Origin of the sequence: Micromonospora sp. D93, from assembly GCF_018070365.1 — a bacterium.
Classification (GTDB): domain Bacteria; phylum Actinomycetota; class Actinomycetes; order Mycobacteriales; family Micromonosporaceae; genus Micromonospora; species Micromonospora ureilytica.
The window spans coordinates 59,035-80,318 of record NZ_JAGPXW010000031.1; the positions used below are offsets into that span (position 1 = coordinate 59,035).

The 21,284-nt window shown below is 73.4% G+C and carries 15 protein-coding genes; 11 read left to right on the top strand and 4 right to left on the bottom strand.

Going from position 1 to position 21,284, the window contains the following annotated elements; translation table 11 throughout:
* Nucleotides 1–190 precede the first annotated feature (190 nt).
* The 5 genes from murA (at nt 191) to KBX71_RS27475 (ending at nt 8,917) form a co-directional block, all read left to right on the top strand.
* Entirely contained in the window at nt 191–1,546 is a 1,356-nt protein-coding gene (gene murA, locus KBX71_RS27455) for a UDP-N-acetylglucosamine 1-carboxyvinyltransferase (RefSeq protein WP_124820727.1), read from the top strand.
* Nucleotides 1,547–1,661: 115 nt separating this feature from the next.
* Nucleotides 1,662–2,255, top strand: coding sequence for a DUF3043 domain-containing protein (locus tag KBX71_RS27460; RefSeq protein WP_210820664.1), 594 nt, complete (start codon nt 1,662–1,664; stop codon nt 2,253–2,255).
* Nucleotides 2,256–2,430: 175 nt separating this feature from the next.
* Nucleotides 2,431–2,991 carry a helix-turn-helix domain-containing protein gene (locus KBX71_RS27465; protein ID WP_210820665.1) on the top strand — a complete coding sequence of 187 codons (561 nt, stop codon included), beginning with the start codon at nt 2,431–2,433 and terminating at the stop codon, nt 2,989–2,991.
* Between the two features lie 383 nt (nt 2,992–3,374).
* Entirely contained in the window at nt 3,375–7,874 is a 4,500-nt protein-coding gene (locus KBX71_RS27470; RefSeq protein ID WP_247684199.1) for a WG repeat-containing protein, read from the top strand.
* 44 nt (nt 7,875–7,918) lie between these two features.
* A complete protein-coding gene (locus tag KBX71_RS27475; RefSeq protein WP_210820667.1) occupies nt 7,919–8,917 on the top strand; it encodes an aldo/keto reductase family protein in 999 nt (332 codons plus the stop codon).
* Between the two features lie 76 nt (nt 8,918–8,993).
* Here KBX71_RS27475 and KBX71_RS27480 read toward each other — a convergent pair whose 3' ends face one another.
* Together KBX71_RS27480 and KBX71_RS27485 are read right to left on the bottom strand one after the other, a co-directional pair.
* On the bottom strand, nt 8,994–9,791 hold the full coding sequence (locus tag KBX71_RS27480; RefSeq protein ID WP_210820669.1) for a site-2 protease family protein: 798 nt from the start codon (nt 9,789–9,791) through the stop codon (nt 8,994–8,996).
* A complete protein-coding gene (locus tag KBX71_RS27485) occupies nt 9,791–9,991 on the bottom strand; it encodes a hypothetical protein (RefSeq protein WP_124823263.1) in 201 nt (66 codons plus the stop codon). The genes KBX71_RS27480 and KBX71_RS27485 overlap by 1 nt, the downstream gene beginning before the upstream one ends.
* Before the next feature lie 144 nt (nt 9,992–10,135).
* Here KBX71_RS27485 and KBX71_RS34880 point away from each other — a divergent pair, with 144 nt between their 5' ends.
* The 4 genes from KBX71_RS34880 (at nt 10,136) to KBX71_RS27505 (ending at nt 16,273) form a co-directional block, all read left to right on the top strand.
* Nucleotides 10,136–11,989, top strand: coding sequence for a serine/threonine-protein kinase (locus KBX71_RS34880; protein ID WP_210820671.1), 1,854 nt, complete (start codon nt 10,136–10,138; stop codon nt 11,987–11,989).
* A gap of 214 nt (nt 11,990–12,203) precedes the next feature.
* Nucleotides 12,204–14,147 (top strand): bifunctional adenosylcobinamide kinase/adenosylcobinamide-phosphate guanylyltransferase, encoded by a 1,944-nt coding sequence (locus tag KBX71_RS27495; protein WP_210820672.1) that lies wholly within the window; start codon nt 12,204–12,206, stop codon nt 14,145–14,147.
* On the top strand, nt 14,137–14,910 hold the full coding sequence (locus KBX71_RS27500; protein WP_210820674.1) for an adenosylcobinamide-GDP ribazoletransferase: 774 nt from the start codon (nt 14,137–14,139) through the stop codon (nt 14,908–14,910). Before KBX71_RS27495 ends, KBX71_RS27500 begins: the two co-directional genes overlap by 11 nt.
* Before the next feature lie 67 nt (nt 14,911–14,977).
* A complete protein-coding gene (locus tag KBX71_RS27505) occupies nt 14,978–16,273 on the top strand; it encodes a DUF2314 domain-containing protein (protein WP_210820675.1) in 1,296 nt (431 codons plus the stop codon).
* A 156-nt stretch (nt 16,274–16,429) separates the two neighbouring features.
* Here the strand turns inward: KBX71_RS27505 and gcvT are convergent, their stop codons facing one another.
* On the bottom strand, nt 16,430–17,560 hold the full coding sequence (gene gcvT / locus KBX71_RS27510) for a glycine cleavage system aminomethyltransferase GcvT (RefSeq protein ID WP_210820678.1): 1,131 nt from the start codon (nt 17,558–17,560) through the stop codon (nt 16,430–16,432).
* Between the two features lie 162 nt (nt 17,561–17,722).
* Between gcvT and KBX71_RS27515 the strand changes: the two genes are divergently transcribed.
* Nucleotides 17,723–19,297, top strand: a complete 1,575-nt coding sequence (locus tag KBX71_RS27515) for a leucyl aminopeptidase (protein ID WP_210820679.1) — start codon at nt 17,723–17,725, stop codon at nt 19,295–19,297.
* A gap of 47 nt (nt 19,298–19,344) precedes the next feature.
* Here the strand turns inward: KBX71_RS27515 and KBX71_RS27520 are convergent, their stop codons facing one another.
* Nucleotides 19,345–19,674 (bottom strand): hypothetical protein, encoded by a 330-nt coding sequence (locus KBX71_RS27520; protein ID WP_210820685.1) that lies wholly within the window; start codon nt 19,672–19,674, stop codon nt 19,345–19,347.
* 140 nt (nt 19,675–19,814) lie between these two features.
* Between KBX71_RS27520 and lpdA the strand changes: the two genes are divergently transcribed.
* Nucleotides 19,815–21,245, top strand: coding sequence for a dihydrolipoyl dehydrogenase (gene lpdA / locus KBX71_RS27525; protein WP_210820687.1), 1,431 nt, complete (start codon nt 19,815–19,817; stop codon nt 21,243–21,245).
* Nucleotides 21,246–21,284: the final 39 nt, after the last annotated feature.

Below are 21,284 nucleotides of genomic sequence, written 5' to 3' on the forward strand. Positions count from 1 at the left end.
TACGCAAAAGTGCCGGATCACCGATTAATGCCACACACGCCGATGTGACCGAGTCCTTTTTCGTCACCGAGGGCTATGCTGCCCAAGCGACGACACACGCGGGCCGTTTCGATATGGCCGCATCCGGGGTAGCGAGAAAGCTCAGGCGCCCCACCAATAACACTGCAGCACCGACGCGCTGGAGGTTGCGTTGACCGACGACGTCCTGGTCGTTCACGGAGGCACTCCGCTCGAAGGGCGGATCCGCGTGCGCGGCGCGAAGAACCTGGTTTCGAAGGCGATGGTCGCCGCGCTCCTCGGCGACAGCCCGAGCCGACTGTTCGACGTGCCGAAGATCCGCGACGTCGAGGTGGTCCGGGGTCTGCTCGGCCTGCACGGCGTCAAGGTCACCGACGGCGCCGAGGACGGCGAGCTCGTCTTCGACCCGGCGAACGTGGAGAGCGCCAGCACCGACCAGATCAACGTGCACGCCGGCTCCAGCCGGATTCCGATCCTGTTCTGCGGCCCGCTGCTGCACCGGCTCGGGCACGCGTTCATCCCGGACCTGGGCGGCTGCCACATCGGCCCGCGCCCGATCGACTTCCACCTTCAGGCGCTGCGCGAGTTCGGCGCCACTGTCGAGAAGCGGCCGGAGGGGTTGCACCTGTCCGCGCCGAACGGGCTGCACGGCACCAAGTTCGCCCTGCCGTACCCGAGCGTCGGCGCCACCGAGCAGGTGCTGCTGACCGCCGTGATGGCCGAGGGCGTCACCGAGCTGCGCAACGCCGCGGTGGAACCGGAGATCATCGACCTGATCTGCATCCTGCAGAAGATGGGCGCGATCATCAAGGTCCACACCGACCGGGTGATCGAGATTCAGGGCGTGCCCAAGCTGCACGGCTACACCCACCGGCCGATCCCGGACCGTATCGAGGCGGCGAGCTGGGCGGCCGCCGCCCTGGCGACCCGTGGTCACGTCGAGGTCCTCGGCGCCCAGCAGGCCGACATGATGACCTTCCTGAACATCTTCCGCTCGGTCGGCGGCGAGTACGAGGTCACCGACGCCCGCGCGCCGAAGCTGGGCGACCCCGGCCAGGAGGGCGGCATCCGCTTCTGGCACCCGGGTGGTGAGCTGAACGCTGTGGCGCTGGAGACCGACGTGCACCCCGGCTTCATGACCGACTGGCAGCAGCCGCTGGTCGTGGCGCTGACCCAGGCCCGTGGCCTGTCGATCGTCCACGAGACGGTCTACGAGCAGCGGCTGGGCTACACCGAGGCCCTCAACTCGATGGGCGCCAACATCCAGGTCTACCGGGACTGCCTCGGCGGCACCCCGTGCCGCTTCGGCCGGCGCAACTTCAAGCACTCCGCGGTGATCGCCGGGCCGAGCAAGCTGCACGCCGCCGACCTGGTCATCCCGGACCTGCGGGCCGGGTTCAGCCACCTGATCGCGGCGCTGGCGGCCGAGGGCACCTCCCGGGTGTACGGCGTGGACCTGATCAACCGGGGCTACGAGGACTTCGAGGCGAAGCTCGCCGACCTGGGCGCGCACGCCGAGCGTCCGTAACCTCGGTCACCCTTCGTTCGCCACGACGGCTCCAGCTCGCGACCCTGCGACCTGGAGCCGTCGCCCGTTGCACCGCGATGTGCACCGGGCGCGGGACGTTGGCTACCCTTGCCGCGTGCCGTCGCTCTTTCGCCGCAAGTCCACCGACCTCGTCGACGAGGCCGTCACCTCGGTGACCCCCGAGGAGGCCGCTGAGCGTTCCCGGGGTTACACCCCGGCCAAGGGTCGGGAGACGCCCAAGCGGCCGACCGTCGGCCGTCGCCCGGCCGGCCCCACCCGCCCCCTGACCAAGGAGGAGGAGCGGGAGCGTCGCCGCCAGCTGCGCGCCGAGGCCGCGTCGGAGTTCCGCCGTGAGGGTGGCCCCCGCGACCGTGGCCCGGAGCGGCTGCTGGCCCGCAACGTGGTCGACTCCCGTCGTACCGTCGGCACCTGGTTCTTCGGCGGCGCGCTGATCGTGCTGATCGGGTCGAACGCGGCCATGCCGCCGCTGGTCCGGTTGATCTCCAATGTGCTCTGGGGCGCGCTGGCGCTGGGCGTGGTCGTCGACTCGGTGCTGATCTGCCGCAAGATCAGCAGGTTGGTCCGGGAGCGTTTCCCGAAGACCGGCCAGCGGATGGGCTCGCTTTTCCTCTACGCGGTCATGCGGTCGATCACCTTCCGGCGGATGCGCGCTCCGGCGCCCCAGGTCAAGCTCGGCGACAAGGTCTGACCCCAGGCTTCCGCACCGCACCCCAAGATCCGCGCAACATCAGCGAAACTGCTGCCTCAGCCATCTCAGAGGCAGCAGTTTCGCCGTATCTGAGCGGATCCTGGCATGCGTTCACCATGCTGAACGGGTTGCCGTTGTTCGCCAGACCGAACGTTCGACCCAATGGAGCGAAGGCATGCCTTCGGAACCGGCTGCCCCGCTGGCCACCATCGCCGCCGCCCTGCGCCGGGAGCGGGAACGGGTCGGCATCTCGCTGACCGAACTGGCCCGCCGGGCGGGCGTGGCCAAGTCCACCCTCTCCCAACTGGAGTCGGGCACCGGCAATCCGAGCGTGGAGACGCTCTGGGCCCTGGGCGTCGCACTGGGTGTGCCGTTCAGCCGGCTGGTGGAGCCCGTCGACGACGGCGTACGGGTCATCCGGGCCGGGGACGGGCCCCACGTCCGCTCCGAGCAGGCAGACTTCAGCGGAACGCTGCTCAGCGCCGGTGCGGCGCACCTGCGCCGGGACGTCTACCTGATCAGGCTGGAGCCGGGCGCGGTCCGAGCCGGCCACGGACACACCCCCCGCAGCATCGAGCACGTGGTGGTCGCCGCCGGCCGACTACGGGTGGGGCCCGACGCGACGCCTGTCGAACTCGACCCCGGTGACTACGCCACGTTCCCCGGCGACGCACCGCACCGTTACGAGGCGCTCACTCCCGGCACGTTCGCCGTCCTCATCATGGAGCATCCCTGAACGAACGCTGCGAACCCGCCGGAGCCAGGTGATCGCCGAGTGCGGTAGGGTCGGAGAACAGATTCGGTTATAGGACCAAATGTCCGAAACCAATGGGATAACGTTTGCCCGGTTGGCGGCACCACAGTGGCGGTGAGCGAGCCCACGCCGTTACCCTCCATCCGCAGCCACGGCCTGCCGGAGTGGCGACCTGACCGGCATGTGCGGGCCCCAGCGCGACAATTTGCAACGAGGTGACAACGCGTGAGCGAGCGGACGCGAGCCGGCCACCGGGGCGTGGCAGGCGGCGACCGGACGCCCAGCGGTCACCCGGCGGCGGCTGCGGACAGCTCACGCCCGGCGAGGATCGGCCCAGCGGCCGGGTGTGGCGACGGGCTCGACGGATGAACGGCCGCTACACCGACCGGTGGCCGGACCCGAACGAACCGTCCTGGGTGGTCGAACCGACCACCGAATGGCACCCCCAGTTCCCCGGCCAGCGCTACGCCGGCGACATCGGCACGCCGCACCAGCCGCCACCACGCGGTCGGGCGACGGTGTCCGGCCGCGCCGAGGTGCCGCCACTCGCGCCCACCCGCCCGGACGGCACCTACCTCGGCCGGTCGTGGTCCGACGAACCACCGGAGGACCAGACACCCCCGGGCCGGTCCTGGGTGGACGACGAGCCGGGCGAGACACCTGCCTACGGCCGACTCCGCAGTGACGAGCGCTCGGCGGACACGTCGACCTACGGCCGACCCGACAGCGCCGACTCCCGCCACTACGACCACGAGCCGTACCGTCGTCCGCTGCCCGAACCACCCCGCCGCGACGAACGCCGCTCCCCCGATTCCGACAGGCGTACCGCCTGGTCGGACCGACGCCCCGCCGACGAACGGGGACCCGCGCGGGAAGCCGCCTGGCACCGGGACCAGCCCACCCCCGAGCGGCACGACAGTCGCCATCCCCGGCCCGAGCCCACCGAGCGGGATCGGGGTTACCGGGGCACGCCGCCGGTCTCCCCCGCGCCCCGGCCCGAACCCGGCTGGGTGCCCGAGCCGGACGACCCACCACGCCGGCGCGGCACACCGGAGCGAACAGCCGCCGGCTACGAACGGCACCCCGACGACGGGTACGGCGTCCGACCCACCCGCGACCACGACGGCCGGATCGCCGACGGGGTCGACCCGTGGGCACGCGCGGATGACCGGACGCGATACCGCGCCGACGGGTACCCGGACCGGGCCGCCGACGACCTGCGCCGCCCAGAGCCGCGCTACCGCGCGGACGAGGAGATCGGCGCGGCGCCGTCACCCAACGGTGGACGACGACGTCGACCCGAGCCGGACCAGCCCGACCAGCCCCGCCTCGACGACGCCCGGCGTCGGCCCGACACCGACCCGCACCGGCAGCAGCCCCGTGAGGCGGCGGCCCGCGCCGAGGCGTACCCGGACCGGCGACCCCGCGAGCAGGCCCGCCCGGACACCTACCGCGAGACCGGTTACCGCGAGGACGCGCCTCGTGAGGACGCGTACCGCGAGCCCCGGCCGCAGCCGGGCCAACGGTCGGACGGCAAACTGCCCTGGCCGGCACCGGGTCCGGTACGTCAGGACCGCACCCCGGACCGCACCCGGGAGCCGGACCGCCGCACCGACCCGCAGCGCAGCGCAGACCCGCAGCGCAGACCCGACCCGCAGCGCACCACGGAGCCGTACCGCAGCGCCGAGCCGGGCGTCGCGTCGCGGCCGGCCGCCCGGTCCGAACGGCCGGCGGGCACGCCGTCCCGGCCCGACGAGCGACAGGCGGCGCGGTACGACGAGCGACAGGTACGCCCGGCCGCGTCGGCGCCGCCCGCGTCCGGTCGTGCCATGCCGGCCCCACCGGTGTCCCCGGAGCGACCGGTGTCACCGGCCCCCGTCTCCCCCGGTTGGGACCGACCGGTGTCCGCCGCCCCGGTCTCTCCCGCCTTCGACCGGCCCGTCTCCGGGCCACCCGCCGCGCGCCTGCGGCTGGAGTACCTGCCGGCGCCGGTGGACCCGCCCGGCGCCGACGAGCGGTCGGAGCCCCCGCCAGCACCGGAACGCCGGCCGCTGGCCGAACCGCCACCGACGTCTGGGGCGCGCCACACCCCGCCGCCGCGTTATCCCGGTCCGGGCACCGGTGACCGCCCGGCCGACCAGCGGCGCGGCGAGGAGCCGGGCCCGGATCGCCGTCGGGTCGGCGACCCGCTGGCCGGCACCCCACCGACCGACCGCCCACCGGTCTCCCCTGACCGCTCGCTCTCCCCAGAGCGGCCGCACTCCCCAGAGCGGCCGCACTCCGCCGATCGGCCGCACTCGCCGGAGCGCCCGGTCGCGCCGCAGCGCCCGTACTCGCCGGAGCCGGCGGCCCCGACGGCGGACGCACGCCCGTCGGTCGCCCCGCCGCCCACCTGGCGGGCGCCGGAGCCACCGGCAACCCGCCCCGACCCGATCCCGGCCGACCCGACCCCTGCGGCCGCGCAGCCACCGGTGGAGGACGTCGCGCCGGCGCTCCCACTGGCCCCCGGTACGCCGCGCCGCTACGTGCCCCCGCCGCCCTCGGAAGAGCAGGTGACGCCCGTTCGCGAGCCGGACGACGTCCCCGGCGTCCGCGGGCCGACAGCGTGGTTCAGCCCCGCTCAGCCTGGCGAATCCGACCAGGACGAGCCGGCGACGGATCAGCAGTTGTTCGACCCGGCCGACGACGAGTCGACGTCCGGCGACCCCGACTTCCCCACGACACCGGCCACGCCGGACACGGAAACGTCAACGGCCGACACCCACCTCGACGTGGCCGACGAGTACGCCAGCGGGTCGACGGCGGACGACGCGTTCGCCCCGGTCTCCGCGCCGCCCGCCCACCCGGTCTCCGGTGCTCCCCGTCTCTGGGCGGACGACCTGGACGACGACCCGCAGCCGACGTTCGACACGGGAACGGCGGACGGTGACGTCTCTGGCGCACCTGTCGTCGCGATTCCTCGCCAGCAGGCCGAAGCCGACCTCGAAGCCGAGGGCGAGGCCGACCAGCGGCCCCCCACAGCGTCGCCCAACGAGGACGCCGACCCGGTCGAGTACGACCCGTCGGACGAACTCGCACCGCATGACGAGCCGGCAGACGCGACCGACGGTCGCAGCACGAGCCCGACGGATGGCTCGCGGGCCGACGAATGGCCGGTCGACGCCGCGCTGTCCATGACATCCGCGGACGACACGAACCCGCCGATCTCCGCACCACCCGTCTCCGCGCCGCCCGCCTCGGTCACGCCGGTATCCGCTCCCCCGGCACCGCCGGTAACAGCCCCGCCCGCAGCGCCCGTCTCCGCGCCACCGGCGCCCGCCGCAGCGCCCGTCTCCGCGCCGCCCGTCTCGGCGCCCGTCTCGGCGCCACCAGCCTCGACTCCACCGCCCGTCTCCGCGCCGCCGGCGCCCGAGGTAGCGCCCGTCTCCGCGCCACCGGCGTCGGTGGAGCCGGCGTCCGGGCCACCCGCCTCGGCCGTACCCGCCCCGAGGAGCGGTTCGGACGGGGAGAACGTGCCGGTGTCCGCGCCACCCGACGACGCACCACCGGTGGTGACCCGCCCGTCGCTGGCCGACCCGGGCGACCCGGAGCAGGTGCTGGCCGCGTACCGCTGGCGGTTGGACCCGGTCACCCTGCGCGAGGAGCTGACGGAGCCGGACGACCTGCGGGCCATCCGGCGACGACTGACCGAGAAGTTGGGCTCGGCTGTCGACAACCGCGCCCGGGCCCGGCTGCTCAGCCTGCGGGCGGTGGCCTCGCGGATTCTCGGCGACCTGGACGACGCGCTGGCCGACGGTCGGCTCGCCCTCACCTACGCCGAGGCCACCGGCGAACTGCGCCGGACCGCGCTGGCCCAGGCCCGGCTGGCCCACGTGCTGCGCTGGCGCGGCGACTTCCCCGAGGCGGACCAGCTCTTCGCCCAGGCCAACTCGATCGAGTTGCCCGACCGGTTGCGGGCCGCGCTGCACGAGCACGCCGGGCGGTCGTGTTACGACCAGGGACGGCTCATGGAGGCATGCGAGCACTTCGAGAAGGCGCTGGACCTGCGCGGCGCTGCCGACGCCGAACTGCTGGACCGGGTCCGGGTGGCCCTCGACGCGGTCACCGTACGGGCCGAGGCGGATGGCTTCGGGCCGTACCGCCGGGGTCGGGACGAGGTGCTCGACCGGGACCGGCCCCCGTTGCCGGACCGGGACGGACCGCTGTGGGGTTACACCAGCCACGACGGTGACGTGGTCATCCCCGCCCGCTACGCGGAGGCGCAGCCCTTCCACGACGGGCTGGCCTGGGTCCGCCGGCCGGACACCGACCGCTGGTCGCTGATCAACCTGCTCGGTACGACGGTGATCCCGCCGTCCTTCCGGGCCGCGCGTCCGTTCAGCGACGGCCTGGCCTGGGTGGTCGGCGAGAACGGGTGGACGGCGATCGACGCGACCGGAGCGGTGCAGGTCGCCCCCAACTTCGCCGAGGTACGACCGTTCCGGCGTGGGCTGGCCGCGGTGCGACGCGAAGGGTGGGGGGCGGTCGACCGGACGGGCCGGATCGTCGTGCCCACCCGCTACCACGGCTTCGTCACCGAGTTGGCCGACGGTCGGCAGATCGACGGATTCACCGACGAGGGGCTCGCCGTGGTCGACGTGGCGGGTCGGCGGGGCGTGGTGGATCGCACCGGCACGGTGCTGGTCCCGCCGGCGCACCCGATGCTTGTCATCCACCCGGTGGCGTTCCTGGTCGAGAGCGGCAACGGACGGTGGGGTGCGCTGGACCGGCGCGGTGTGCCGCTCATCGACCCGGTGCACCGCGATCGCGCCGAGGTGCTGGAGGAGATCGACCGACTACTCACCGACGCCAATCCGGTGCTCTGAGTCGCCGGTCGCCACCGGTGATCCACTGGCGCTAGGGTCGGTACATGGAATTCCGACACCTGGGCCGTTCCGGCCTGATGGTCAGCGAGATCTCGTACGGCAACTGGATCACCCACGGTTCGCAGGTCGAGGAGGACGCGGCGTTCGCCTGCGTCCGGGCCGCTCTCGACGCGGGGATCACCACCTTCGACACCGCCGACGTGTACGCCGGCACCCGGGCCGAGGACGTGCTCGGCCGTGCGTTGCAGAACGAGCGCCGTGAGGGCCTGGAGATCTTCACCAAGGTCTACTGGCCGACCGGGCCCGGCCGCAACGACCGTGGCCTGTCCCGCAAGCACATCATGGAGTCGATCAACGGCTCGCTGCGCCGACTTCGCACCGACTACGTGGACCTCTACCAGGCCCACCGCTACGACAGCACCACCCCGCTGGAAGAGACGATGGAGGCGTTCGCCGACGTCGTCCACTCCGGCAAGGCGCACTACATCGGCGTCTCCGAGTGGACCGCCGCCCAACTGCGCGCCGCCCACCCGCTCGCCCGGGAGCTGCACATCCCGCTGGTCTCCAACCAGCCGCAGTACTCGCTGCTCTGGCGGGTCATCGAGACCGAGGTCGTGCCGGCCAGCGAGGAGCTGGGCATCGGGCAGATCGTCTGGTCGCCGATGGCGCAGGGCGTTCTCTCCGGCAAGTACCTGCCGGGCCAGCCGCCGCCGGCCGGTTCCCGCGCCACCGACGAGAAGTCGGGTGCGGGCTTCATCTCCCGGTTCATGAACGACGACGTGCTGACCCGGGTCCAGCAGCTCAAGCCCCTCGCCGAGCAGGCCGGGCTCAGCATGGCCCAGCTCGCCGTGGCGTGGGTGCTGCAGAACCCGAACGTCTCGTCGGCGATCATCGGCGCGTCCCGCCCGGAGCAGGTGCACGACAACGTGAAGGCCGCCGGCGTGAAGCTCGACGCCGACCTGCTCAAGGCGATCGACGACATCGTCGAGCCGATCGTCGAGCGGGACCCGACGAAGACCGAGTCCCCCGCGCAGCGTCCCTGACGCCGTTCCGGTCCGGTCGGCGCGAGGGTTTCGCGTCGACCGGACCGGTCAGGTCAGGTCAGGTCAGAGGGGCCGCTCAGCCCTGCCAGAAGCGGATCAGCTCCAGGCCGGTGGCGTAGAGCCAGGACGGCAGACCGAGCAGGTCACCGACCGCGAAGACCGCGTCGAAGAACCAGCCCCCGATGCGCGGGTTCCACAGCAGCGCGAAGAGCAAAATGAAGCCGTACGGCGCGAACAGGTCGTACATCTTGCGCCACTGCGGGTTGAGCCACGGCTGGATCATGTTGCCGCCGTCCAGGCCGGGCACCGGCAGCAGGTTCAGGAAACTGGCGGTGAGCTGGAGGAAGGCGAGCAGCGCCACCCCGGCCCAGAACTCGATCGGCCCACCCGACTGGGCGCCGAGCCGCACCGCCACCACCAACACCAGCGTGAACAGCACGTTGGTCGCCGGGCCGGCGAGGCTGACCAGGGTGTGCCGCAGTCGGCCCGGGATGGCGTGCCGGTCCACCCAGACCGCGCCACCCGGCAGGCCGATGCCTCCGAGCAGCACCACCACCACGGGCAGCACGATCGACAGCAACGGGTGGGTGTACTTCAACGGGTTGAGCGTCAGGTAACCGCGATGCGCGATGTCCCGGTCGCCGGCCCGGTAGGCCACCACAGCGTGGGCGTACTCGTGCAGGCAGAGCGACACCAGCCACCCGGACACCACGAAGAGGAACACGTTGAACCGGACGCTGCCGTACCCGTTCCAGGTCAGTGCCCCGCTCACCGCGAAAAGGGCGACCAGGCCGAGGAACACCGGGCTGGGCCGGAACGCCGCCCTGGGCACGCCGAGGACCAGCCGGTCGCCGCCCGGGCGGTCGTAGGCCATCACTCGGCCGTGGGCAGCAGGCTCATCCGGTACTCCACCCGGTCGTCCACCACGAGCGCGACCGAGGTGACGCCGGACGCCGCGAGCTCCCGCCAGGTCTGACCGATCCAGGATTCGGCGTCGGCCTGGCTGCCGAACGACTCCGCCGGTCCCTCGACCGTCTGGCCGTCCGTGCCCTCGTACCGCCAGCTCCACGCCATGCCGCGTCTCCCCTCGCCGCTGAAGTCCCCGTGGGACGAACCCTCGCCAGCGTAGTCGGCCCGACGCGTAACGGCCGCTCGCTCGCCCCGGCGGGACCCACGGGGTGGATCAATCCGATCGACACAGGCCGGTACGGTGGCTCGGTGCTGACACGGGGAGTGCTGCTCGGCGACAGGTACCGGCTGGGCGAGCGGGTGGCGACGGGTGGGATGGGCGCGGTCTGGCGCGGCACGGACGTGCTGCTGGAACGCGAGGTCGCCGTGAAGGTGCTGCTGCCGTCGCTGGTCGCCGACCCGGAGTTCACCGCCCGGTTCCGGGCCGAGGCGCGGATGCTGGCCGCGCTGCGGCACCCCGGCGTGGTCCCGGTGCACGACGTGGGGCAGGCCGCGCTCGACGACGGCAGCCGGGTCGACTACCTGGTCATGGAGTACGTCGAGGGCGAGCCGTTGTCCGCCCGGGTGCGCACGGTGGGGCGGCTGGATCCGGCCACCACCATGTCGGTGCTGGCCCAGGCCGCGGACGCGCTGCACACCGCCCACCTCGCCGGCATCGTGCACCGGGACGTGAAGCCGGGCAACCTGCTGGTCAAGGCCGACGGCAGGGTCGTGCTCGTCGACTTCGGCATCGCCCGGTCCCGCAACATGGCCGGGCTCACCGCAGCGAACATGGTGCTCGGCACCGCCTCGTACATGTCCCCCGAGCAGGCCACCGGGCAGCCGGTCTCGGCCGCCACCGACATCTACGCGCTCGGCGCGGTGGCGTACTTCTGCCTTGCCGGGCAGCCGCCCTTCCACGGCGACAACCCCCTCGCGGTGGCGCTCCGGCATGCCCAGGAGGAACCGGCGGCGCTGCCGGCGGACACCCCGCCGGCGGTCGCGGCCGTGGTGGCCCGCGCGCTGGTGAAGCGTCCGGAGGACCGGTTCGGCAGCGCCGCCGAGTTGGCCGCTGCCGCCGCCGATGCCCGTGACGCGACACTGGCGAGCATCCCGGTCTCGGCCCGCCCACCGTGGGCGTTGGCCGTACCCACTCCCGGGATGCCCTCGGTCCTTCCGGTCACCCCGGCCGCCGCGCCGCCCGTTCCGACCCCCGCGCAGCCGCCCGTCCCGACGCCCGCACCGCCGGCCGCACCGCCAGCCGCACCGCCGGCCGCACCGACGCCGTTGGACGGGCCGACGCCGACCGGGCAGCCCGCGCCGGTCGGGGCCGCCGCTGTGCCCATGCCGGTGGGCTTCGCGGCCTCGCCGGTGACGGGGCCGGGCTCGACCCGGGAGGAGGCGTTCCGGACGGGGTCGTCCGGCCGGCGCCGGCAACTGCTGATCGGGGTCGGCGCGGTCGCTCTCGTGGCGCTGGTCGCCGTGGCCGTGGCGGCGCTGCGGCCCGACGGGGAGCCGGGTGGGACGGACGGTCCGCCCGCGCTGGCCGGCGAATCGGCGGCGGTCCCGGACGGCGGCGCGCTCGACGGCGGAGGTGCGAGCATCTCGGGACCCACGCACAGCGGCACCCCGGGGGCCAGCCGCAGCGCGTCCGCCGCGCCGACCGGCTCCGCCGGAGCGACCGACGCGCCGACCGCCCCGGACCCACGCACCACGTCGCCGGGCAGCACACCTACCGGTACGACCAGCAGCCGACCGACGCCCACCCGCACCCCGTCGAGCCGGCCCAACCCGTACACGGCAGCCCAGGCGTGTGGCAGCGGCTACCAGGTGATCGACTCGGCGACGCTGACCAGTGGCGGCCGCCGCCAGGGCCGGGTCTACCTGCTCTACAACGCGGGCAACGGCAACAACTGCGTGGTAACCCTCAAGGACACCGCGGTCGGCGCGAAATCGGCGGCCTCGGCGTACCTGGAGGTGCAGGGGCGGGCCCGCAGCACCGACAGCGGCTCCTTCGACTACTACGCGGGGCCGGTGCGGGCCTCCGCCGCCGGCGCGTGCGTGAAATGGGGCGGCGCCACCGGCGGGGTCAGCTACGGCAGCGGCTTCGAACACTGCGACTGACCACCGCGCCGGCCCCGTCACGACCAGCCGCGCTCCCGCAGCGACGCCGCCCGGGGGGCAGGGTGAAGCGGCCCGAGGTCGCGCCGCACCCGACCATCTGGTCCAGGTAAGGGAACTGGACGCTTTCCCGCAATGGACGCGGAACGGACTTTCGATCTTCGGCAGGGTCGGGGCGACGTGCCCAGCCCTGAAGGATGAGAACTAAGGTACGGGCATGTCCGTAGACGGGTGGAACACGGTCCTGGTGCTCGGCGGTATCCGGTCCGGCAAGTCCGAGTTCGCCGAGTCCCTGGTCACCGACGCGCCGGTGGTCCGCTACGTCGCCACCGCGCCCGAGGGCGACCCGGAGGACACCGAGTGGGCGACCCGGCTGGCGGCGCACCGCGCCCGGCGGCCGGGCAGCTGGACCACCGAGGAGACCACCGAGGATCCGCGCCGGCTGGCCGACGTGCTCGAGTCCGCCGAGCCCAACGAGATGTTGCTCGTCGACGACCTGGGCGGCTGGGTGACGGTGCTGCTCGACCCGGACCACCAGCCCGCCGACGACGTGGCCACGATCGCCGAGCTGGCCGAGGCACTCCGCGGCTGTGCCGCCCGGGTGGTGCTGGTGAGCCCGGAGGTCGGGCTGTCGCTGGTGCCGACCACCCCGCTGGGCCGGGCGTTCACCGACGCGCTGGGCGCGGCCAACCGCGCGGTCGCCGACGCCTGCGACGCGGTGGTGCTGGTCGTCGCCGGTCAGCCGGTCTGGCTCAAGCCGGCCGCCACCGCGATCGAGCAGGCCGCACCCGCGACCACGTCGACCGCCACCGCCACGGCCACCGCACCGGTCGTGGCGAGCCTGACCGACGCCGAGCCGACCCCCGAGGTGCAACTGCCCGACGTGCTGACCCACACGCCGCCGGCCACCCCGCCCCAGGAGGCGGGCAACCCCTGGGCCGCACCGACCATGGCGCTGCCGATGGTGGCCACCGGGCTGGTCATCCAGCCCGGCATGGAGCTGCCGATGCCCAACGAGTACGAGGGCCCGCAGGCGGTGGACCGGCTGGCCACGCTTGACGTACCGGGCGCCGGGCTGGGCGTGCTGGACCGGGTGGTGGGCTTCGCCGCCGCCACCCAGGGCACCTCGATCCCCGCCGCCTGGGACTCGGTGCGGGTGCTGCTGCTGCACGGCGACCACGCCGGCGGGGCGTCGGCCGGCACCGTCGCCGGGGAGTCGGCGCGCCGCGCTGCGCAGGCCCGCGCCGGCCAGGGCGCGTTGGCACGACTGGCCGCCGAGAGCGGCGCCAGTCTGCAGGTGGTGGACACTCCGGCGTCCGCGCCGATCGAGGACCAGCCGGCCCTCACGCCGGACCAGGTGGAGTCCGCGCTGCGCTACGGGTGGCGGTTGGCCGAGCAGGCCGCCGACGCCGGCGTACAGCTGCTGGTGCTCGGGGCGTGCGGTGCCGGCACCGAGGCGGCGGCCGCGGCGGTGCTCGCGGCGACCGCGGGCGCGGAGCCGCCCGCCGTGCTGGGCCGGGTGATCACCGACTCCGGCGAGATCGACGACGCGGCGTGGATGATCCGCTGCGCGGCGGTACGCGACGCGTTGCACCGCACCCGACGCTCGTCACGCGGCGCCAAGGACATCCTGGCCGAGCTGGGCGGCGGCGACGTGGCAGTGGCCACCGGTGTGCTGCTCGGCGCCACCGCCCGCCGGGTGCCGGTGCTGCTCGACGGGCCGGTCGGTGTGGCCGCCGGCATGGTGAGCCGTGACCTGGCCGGGCAGGCCCGGCACTGGTGCCTGTTGGCCGACCACGGCGGGCATCCGGCCGTGCGGCTCGCCGCCGACGTGCTGGGCCTCACCCCGCTGCTCGACCTACGGTTGGATCTCGGCGAGGGCGCGAACGCGCTTGTCGCGCTGCCGCTGCTGCGCTCGGTGCTGGCGCTGTCCGCCGGGCTGCCGGCGCACCCGTCGCTGGACGGCGGGGACGACACCGACCCGGGCGCCGACGAGCCGGAGTCCACCGACCCGAGCTACGCCGACCCGGATCTCACCGAACCCGACTTCGCCGAGCCCGACTCGACCGAGCCCGACTTCGTCGAGCCGGAGCCGGCCGGGCCGGGCCCGGCCAGCACCGTGGCGGACGAGCAGCCGGCGTCGGGCTGGCGTGCCGGCTGAGCCACGGCTGCGCGCGGGAGCCCGGCTGGCGTTCACCACGTTCACCACGCTGCCGGTGCGGGCCGGGCGCATCGATCGCCCGGTCGCCGGCACGGCGATGGCCCTCGCCCCGGTGGTCGGCGCGCTGCTCGGCGCCCTGCTGGCCGGTGTGCTGCTGCTGACCGGCGCGCTCGCTCCCCCACTGGTGGCAGCCGGCGTGACCGTCGGCGTCGCCGCACTGCTCACCCGGGGGCTGCACCTGGACGGGCTGGCCGACACCGTGGACGCGCTCGGCTCGTACCGGCGGGGTGCCGCCGCCCTGGAGATCATGAAGAAGCCGGACGTCGGCCCGTTCGGGGTGATCGCCCTGGTGGTCGTACTCCTGGTGCAGGCGGCGGCGCTCGCCGACCTCGCGGGTCGGTCGTGGCCGGCGTGTCTCGCGGCGGTGGTCGCGGCGACCGCGGCCGGGCGGTTCGGTGTCACGGTGGCCTGCCGGCGGGGAGTGCCGGCGGCCCGGCCCGACGGGCTGGGCGCGCTGGTCGCCGGCACGGTCGGCCCGGTGGCACTGGCCGCCGGCGCGATCGCCGTCGTGCTGCTGGCGGTGCCCGCGGTGCCGGGGCGTCCGTGGCAGGGGCCGCTGGCCGTCGTCGCCGCGATCGCCGTCGCGCTCCTGCTGCTCACCCACGTGGTACGCCGGCTCGGCGGGATCACCGGCGACGTCCTCGGCGCGACTGTCGAGGTGGTCACCACGCTGGTCTACCTGGGTCTGGTGCTGTCCGGCTGAACCGGGCACGGCGGGCCGGGTAGCGTTCGGCTCGACAACACCGGCACGGCCACCGGGGGAACCCACAATGCTCATCACGGACGACTTCCTGCCCGTACCGGTGCCGGAGTCGCTCAGCGCGACCTATCTGGTGCCGATGGCGGGGCTACCGAAGGTCAGTGCGAAGACCGCGGTGGCGGCCCTGACCGGCCGGCTGGCCGAGCCGGTGCACGGGCTGGCCCGGCAGATGCTCGACAGCCCGCTGATGAGCGTCGACACCCGGCCGATCTCCGAGTTTCCCGAGCTGCCACCGGACCTGCTCACCGCGTTCGGCGCCACCGAGGAGCAGCTGGCCCGGCTGGCGGCGGCGACGCACCTGGTGGTCGTACAGGCCGAGTACCGGCCCGGTTGGCCGCCCGCGCACGAGTGGGCCGCCCGGGCGGTCGCGGCCGCCGTGGCGGAATCCGTCGACAGCGACGTGGTGGACGTCTTCGGTCTCCAGTTCCTCGACCCGGCGACAGCGCTGCGCTCCCTCCCCGACGAGCAGGGCCGCATCCGACTCGTCGACTGGGTGCTGGTGCCGTATTCGTCCGACACCGAGGGCCTGTGGTTCACCACAAAGGGGCTGCGCCGCTTCGGCCTGCTGGAGTTGCAGACCCAGGGGGTGCCCGACCACCTCACCCGCGCCTGGGGCGCGGTGATGACCGGGGCGGCCCGCCGGCTGCTGCGGGACTGGACCGACGGGCTCACCGGCGAGGAGGTGCCCGCTTTCGTGCAGCTGCCGGTGCTGGCAACGGTCACCGGCCACGACATCGCTGTGGCGTACGGCAACCCGGAACAGCACGGCGCGACCGCCCCGGTGCTGCTGCGCCTGGAGCTGGACCCGGCGACCGACCCGGAGGCCGACTCGTTCCTCAGCCTGCGCCCGCCGGCCGGGCACCCCGGCCCGGACGGCCGCTACTACGCCGCCGCCTGCGCGACCCTGTTCTCCGGGATCCAGCCGGACGTGCGCTACGCCCGCTCCGGTGACGCGATGAGCCGTGCGGTCGCCACCGCCCGTGCCGCGCTGGATGACGCGCGGGCCCGGTTCGTCGCCGGCCAGCTGCCCACCGAGTCGCAGCTCGTGGTGAAGTACGGCCTGCCCGGAGACGACGGCCCGGAGTACGTCTGGGCGGGCGTCACCTCGTGGGAGACCCCGGAGCGCATCGTGGGCGTGAGCGCCAGCGACGCCAACACCGACCAGAGCGTGCGCATCGGCGCCCCGGTCGTGGTCGAGACGTCCGACGTCGTCGACTGGGCCGTCCTGGACGCGACAGGCGTCATAGAAGGCGGCTGGACCCAGGCGGTCCTGGACTCCGGCGAACCCCCAACCCCCGCACCCTGACCCCCACCCCGACCCCCGCCCCCGCCTGCGGCCCCGGCCCCGGCCCTGCCCCCGGACCCGGCCCCGGTTGATCATGGGGTTAGCGGGGGGTTTGATCTCGCAGCGTCCCGTCAACCTCATGATCAACGCCGGGAGGGCGGGGGCAGAACGGTGGGGTTACTTCACTGAGGGGGTTACGAAGGGGGGTTTCGTTAGGAGTAGGGGGGCTCGGCGGCCTCGGATTTCGATCTCGACCTCGTTGCCGTCCGCGAGGTTGGCGTTGGTGTTGAGCAGGGCCAGCGCTATGCCCTGTTTGCGGGTTGGGGAGAAGGTGCCGCTGGTCACGGTGCCCACCTGGGTGTCGCCTACGTGCAGGGTCATGCCGGGGCGCGGGATGGCCCGGTCGACGGCCACCAGGCCGCGCAGCGTACGCCGGGGGCCGGCGGCCTTCTCGGCGAGCAGCGCGTCACGGCCCCAGAAGGCCGGCTTGTCCCAACCGACCGCCCAGCCGGAACGGGCCTGCACCGGGCTGATGTCCAGGGAGAGGTCCTGCCCGTGCAGCGGGTAGCCCATCTCGGTCCGCAGGGTGTCCCGGGCGGCCAGCCCGCAGGCGCGCAGCTCGAACGCCGCGCCGGCGGCGAAGAGCGCGTCCCAGACGGCGACCGCGTGCTCCGCCGCCACCACCAGCTCGTAGCCCAACTCACCCGTGTAGCCGGTACGGCAGACGGTCAGCTCCACCCCGCCCAGGCTCGCGGCGGAGAAGCTCATGTAGCCGTGTTCGGTGGGCAGGTCCAGGGCGGCCAGCAACTCGGCCGAGCGGGGGCCCTGCACTGCCAGCACCGCGTACGCCTCGTGCTCGTCGGTGACTGTCACCTGCGCGGGCGCGGCGGCGCGCAACCGGCGCACCACCTCGGCGGTGTTCGCCGCGTTCGGGATGAGGAAGACGTGGTCGTCGGCGTAGAGGTAGGCGATGATGTCGTCCACCACGCCGCCGGTGGCGTCGTCGCAGCAGAGCGTGTACTGCGCCCGGCCCGGGCCGATCCGGCCCAGGTCGTTGCTGAGGCAGGAGTTGACGAAGTCGGCCGCGCCGGGGCCGCTCACCCGGGCTTTGCCCAGGTGCGACACGTCGAAGACCCCGACCGCCGTACGCACCGCGGTGTGCTCCTTGAGCACCCCGCCACCGGCGTACTCCAGCGGCATCTCCCAGCCCCCGAAGGGGGCGAACTTGGCTCCGGCGGCGGTGTGCCGCTCGTGCAGCGGGGAACGACGCAGCCGGGTCGCGGCGGCGTCGGAGGTCACGTCGGTCATGGGTGGCAACTTACCGGGGGCAACGTCGCTGGTTAGCATCGGCGGGAGCCCGCTGGCGCTGTCGGCGGGACAGCCATGACGTCCGGCGGGTAGGTTCCGCCGGAGACCTTCACCGCTGGTACGCGACGCCGCGACCGGCCCGGCCCGCCCGGAGTAGCTTCAGTGACTTCACCCCGCACCACCAACCTGAGCCTGGTCGACACCGACCCGGCCGAGCTCGCCGTCGACGCGATCGTGATCGGCGTGCACAGCCAGACCGGAGAGCAGGGCGCCACCAGCGGCCTCGCCGGCACCCTGCTGCTCGCCAGCGGCGCGGAGAGCATCGCGGCCGCGTTCGACGGCAAGCTGACCGAGACCCTCGCGCTGCTCGGCGCGACGGGCGGGCCGGGTGAGGTCGTCAAGCTGGCCACCCTGGGCACCGTGACCGCCCCGCTGGTCACCGCCGTCGGGCTCGGCCCGGAGCCGTCGGGTGCCGCCCCGGCCCCGGAGACGCTGCGCCGGGCCGCCGGTGCGGCGATCCGGGCCCTGGCCGGCGCACCCACTGTCGCGTTGGCGCTGCCGCTGCCGGACGACGCCGACGCGTCGGCGGAGCTGCGCGCGGTCGCCGAGGGCGCGCTGCTGGGTGGGTACCGGTTCGCCGGTTACAAGACCCGGCCCCAGCCGACCCGGCGGGAGCCGGTGGCCGAGGTGCTCATCGCGGTGCCGGACGCCGGCGACGCGGGCGCCCAGGCGGAAATCGCCCGGGCGCAGGCGGTGGCGGGCGCGGTCCGGCTCAGCCGGGACTGGGTGAACACCGCGCCGAACGAGCTGCGTCCGCCGTCGTTCGCCGACGCGGTCGCCAGCGCGGCGCGCGAGGCGGGCCTCGGCGTCGAGGTGCTGGACGAGGCAGCGCTGGCCGCTGGCGGGTACGGCGGCATCGTCGCGGTCGGGCAGGGCTCGGAGGCCCCGCCGCGGCTGGTGAAGCTGACCTACACCCCGCAGGGCGGCGGCAACGGCAAGCGGGTCGCGCTGGTCGGCAAGGGCATCACCTTCGACACCGGCGGTATCTCGATCAAGCCGGCGCAGGGCATGTGGGAGATGAAGTCCGACATGGCGGGCGCCGCCGCGGTGGGCGCGGCCATGCTGGCGATCGCCGCGCTGAAGCCGACGGTGGCGGTCAGCGCGTACCTGCCGATGGCGGAGAACATGCCGTCGGGCACCAGCTACCGGCCGGGTGACGTGATCACCATGTTCAACGGCAAGCGGGTCGAGGTGCTCAACACCGACGCCGAGGGCCGGATGGTCCTGGGCGACGCCATCGCCCGCGCCTGCGCGGACGGCACCGACTACCTGTTCGAGACCTCCACGCTGACCGGTGGCCAGGTCATCGCGCTGGGCAAGCGGGTGGCCGGCGTGATGGGCACCCCGGAGCTGTGCGACCGGGTGAAGGTGGTCGGCGACGCCGTCGGCGAGCCGGCCTGGCCGATGCCGCTGCCCGACGACGTCCGTAAGGGCATGGAGTCGGATGTGGCGGACATCTCGCAGGTCAACGCCGGAATGGACCGGGCCGGTCACATGCTGCAGGGCGGCGTGTTCCTGCGCGAGTTCGTGACTGACGACGTGGCCTGGGCGCACATCGACATCGCCGGGCCGGGCTACCACTCGGGTGAGCCGACCGGCTACTGGACCAAGGGCGGCACGGGCGTCCCGGTCCGCACGCTGGTGCAGCTCGTCGAGGATGTCGCCGCCAACGGCTGACGGATACGCGAAGGGGCCCCCCTGGACAGGGGGCCCCTTCGCGCATCTCAGTAGCGCTCGGGGCGACGTTTGCGGCGCTCGTTGAAGTCGCGCATCCGCTGCGGGTAGCCCATCAGCCGGACGTCGTAAACGGGGATGCCCAGCCGGTGGGCGAAGCGCCGGGCCCCGTCCGGGCCGTCGATGCGCCGGCGGGTCCACTCCCCGTCGTCGGCGATCAGGATGACAGTGGTCTCCGTCACCGTCGTCCGGGGCTCGATGTACGCCTCGACGCCGCGCCGACTCCGGATGAAGTTCTCCAGATGCTCCAGATCGCCACGATCGGCGGCACGGTCATGGCTCGGCACAGCCGCGTGTTTGCGGCGCCGGAACAAGCCCACCGGATCTCTCCCCCACCCTGCGTCATCGACAACGGTGCCAAGGGTACGTGTCGATGACGTGTCGTTGGGCACCTCAGTACGCACCCTGTGCCCAGTGGTGACAAGATGACCGAGGTGGGGTGTGTCCGTGTTACACCCCCGTGACCCCCCGATGCAGCGACGCGACCTGGGAGTTGGACGTGAGCGAGCCGAACGAAGCGACCTTCGACATTGTCATTCTCGGAGGTGGCAGCGGCGGCTACGCGACCGCGCTGCGCGCCGTCCAGCTGGGCCTGAAGGTCGCGCTGGTCGAGAAGGGCAAGCTCGGGGGCACCTGTCTGCACAACGGCTGCATCCCGACGAAGGCGCTGCTGCACGCGGCCGAGATCGCCGACCAGGCCCGCGAGTCGGAGCAGTTCGGCGTGAAGGCCGAGCTGATCGGCATCGACATGGCCGGGGTCAACGCGTACAAGGACGGTGTCATCTCCCGCCTGTACAAGGGCCTGCAGGGCATGTTGAAGGGCAACAAGGGGATCACGATCGTCGAGGGCGCCGGCAAGCTGGTCGGCAAGAACGTGGTCGAGGTGGACGGCAAGCGCTACACCGGCCGCAACATCGTCCTGGCCTCCGGCTCGTACGCGAAGAGCCTGCCCGGCCTGGAGGTCGACGGCGAGCGGATCATCACCAGTGACCACGCCCTCACGATGGACCGGGTGCCGTCGTCGGTGATCGTGCTCGGTGGCGGCGTGATCGGCGTCGAGTTCGCCAGCGTGTGGAAGTCCTTCGGTGTGGACGTGACGATCGTCGAGGCGCTGCCCCGGCTGGTCGCCGCCGAGGACGAGGAGTCGTCGAAGGCGCTGGAGCGGGCCTTCCGCAAGCGGAAGATCAACTTCAAGGTCGGCAAGCCGTTCGAGAAGGTCGAGAAGACCGAGAGCGGCGTCAAGCTGACCATCCAGGGCGGCGAGGCCGTCGAGGCGGAGCTGCTGCTGGTCGCGGTTGGTCGCGGCCCGAACACCGCCAACCTCGGGTACGAGGAGCAGGGCGTCAAGATGGACCGCGGCTACGTGCTGACCGACGAGCGGCTGCGCACCAGCGTGCCGAACGTCTACGCCGTCGGCGACATCGTGCCCGGCCTCCAGCTCGCGCACCGGGGCTTCCAGCAGGGCATCTTCGTGGCCGAGGAGATCGCCGGTCAGACCCCCGCCGTGATCGACGAGGTCGGCATCCCGCGCGTCACCTACTGCGACCCGGAGCTGGCGTCGGTGGGTCTCACCGAGGCCAAGGCCAAGGAGCAGTACGGCGCTGACAAGGTCAAGACGTACAACTACAACCTGGGTGGCAACGGCAAGAGCCAGATCCTCAAGACCACCGGCTTCGTGAAGCTGGTCCGGGTCGAGGACGGCCCGGTCGTCGGCGTGCACATGATCGGCGCCCGGGTGGGTGAGCTGATCGGTGAGGCGCAGCTCATCTACAACTGGGAGGCGTACCCGGCCGAGGTCGCCCAGCTCGTGCACGCCCACCCGACCCAGAACGAGGCCCTGGGCGAGGCGCACCTGGCCCTCGCCGGCAAGCCGCTGCACGCGCACGCCTGATCATCCAAACCGCGGCGTCCGGCGACGGGCGAAGATCCC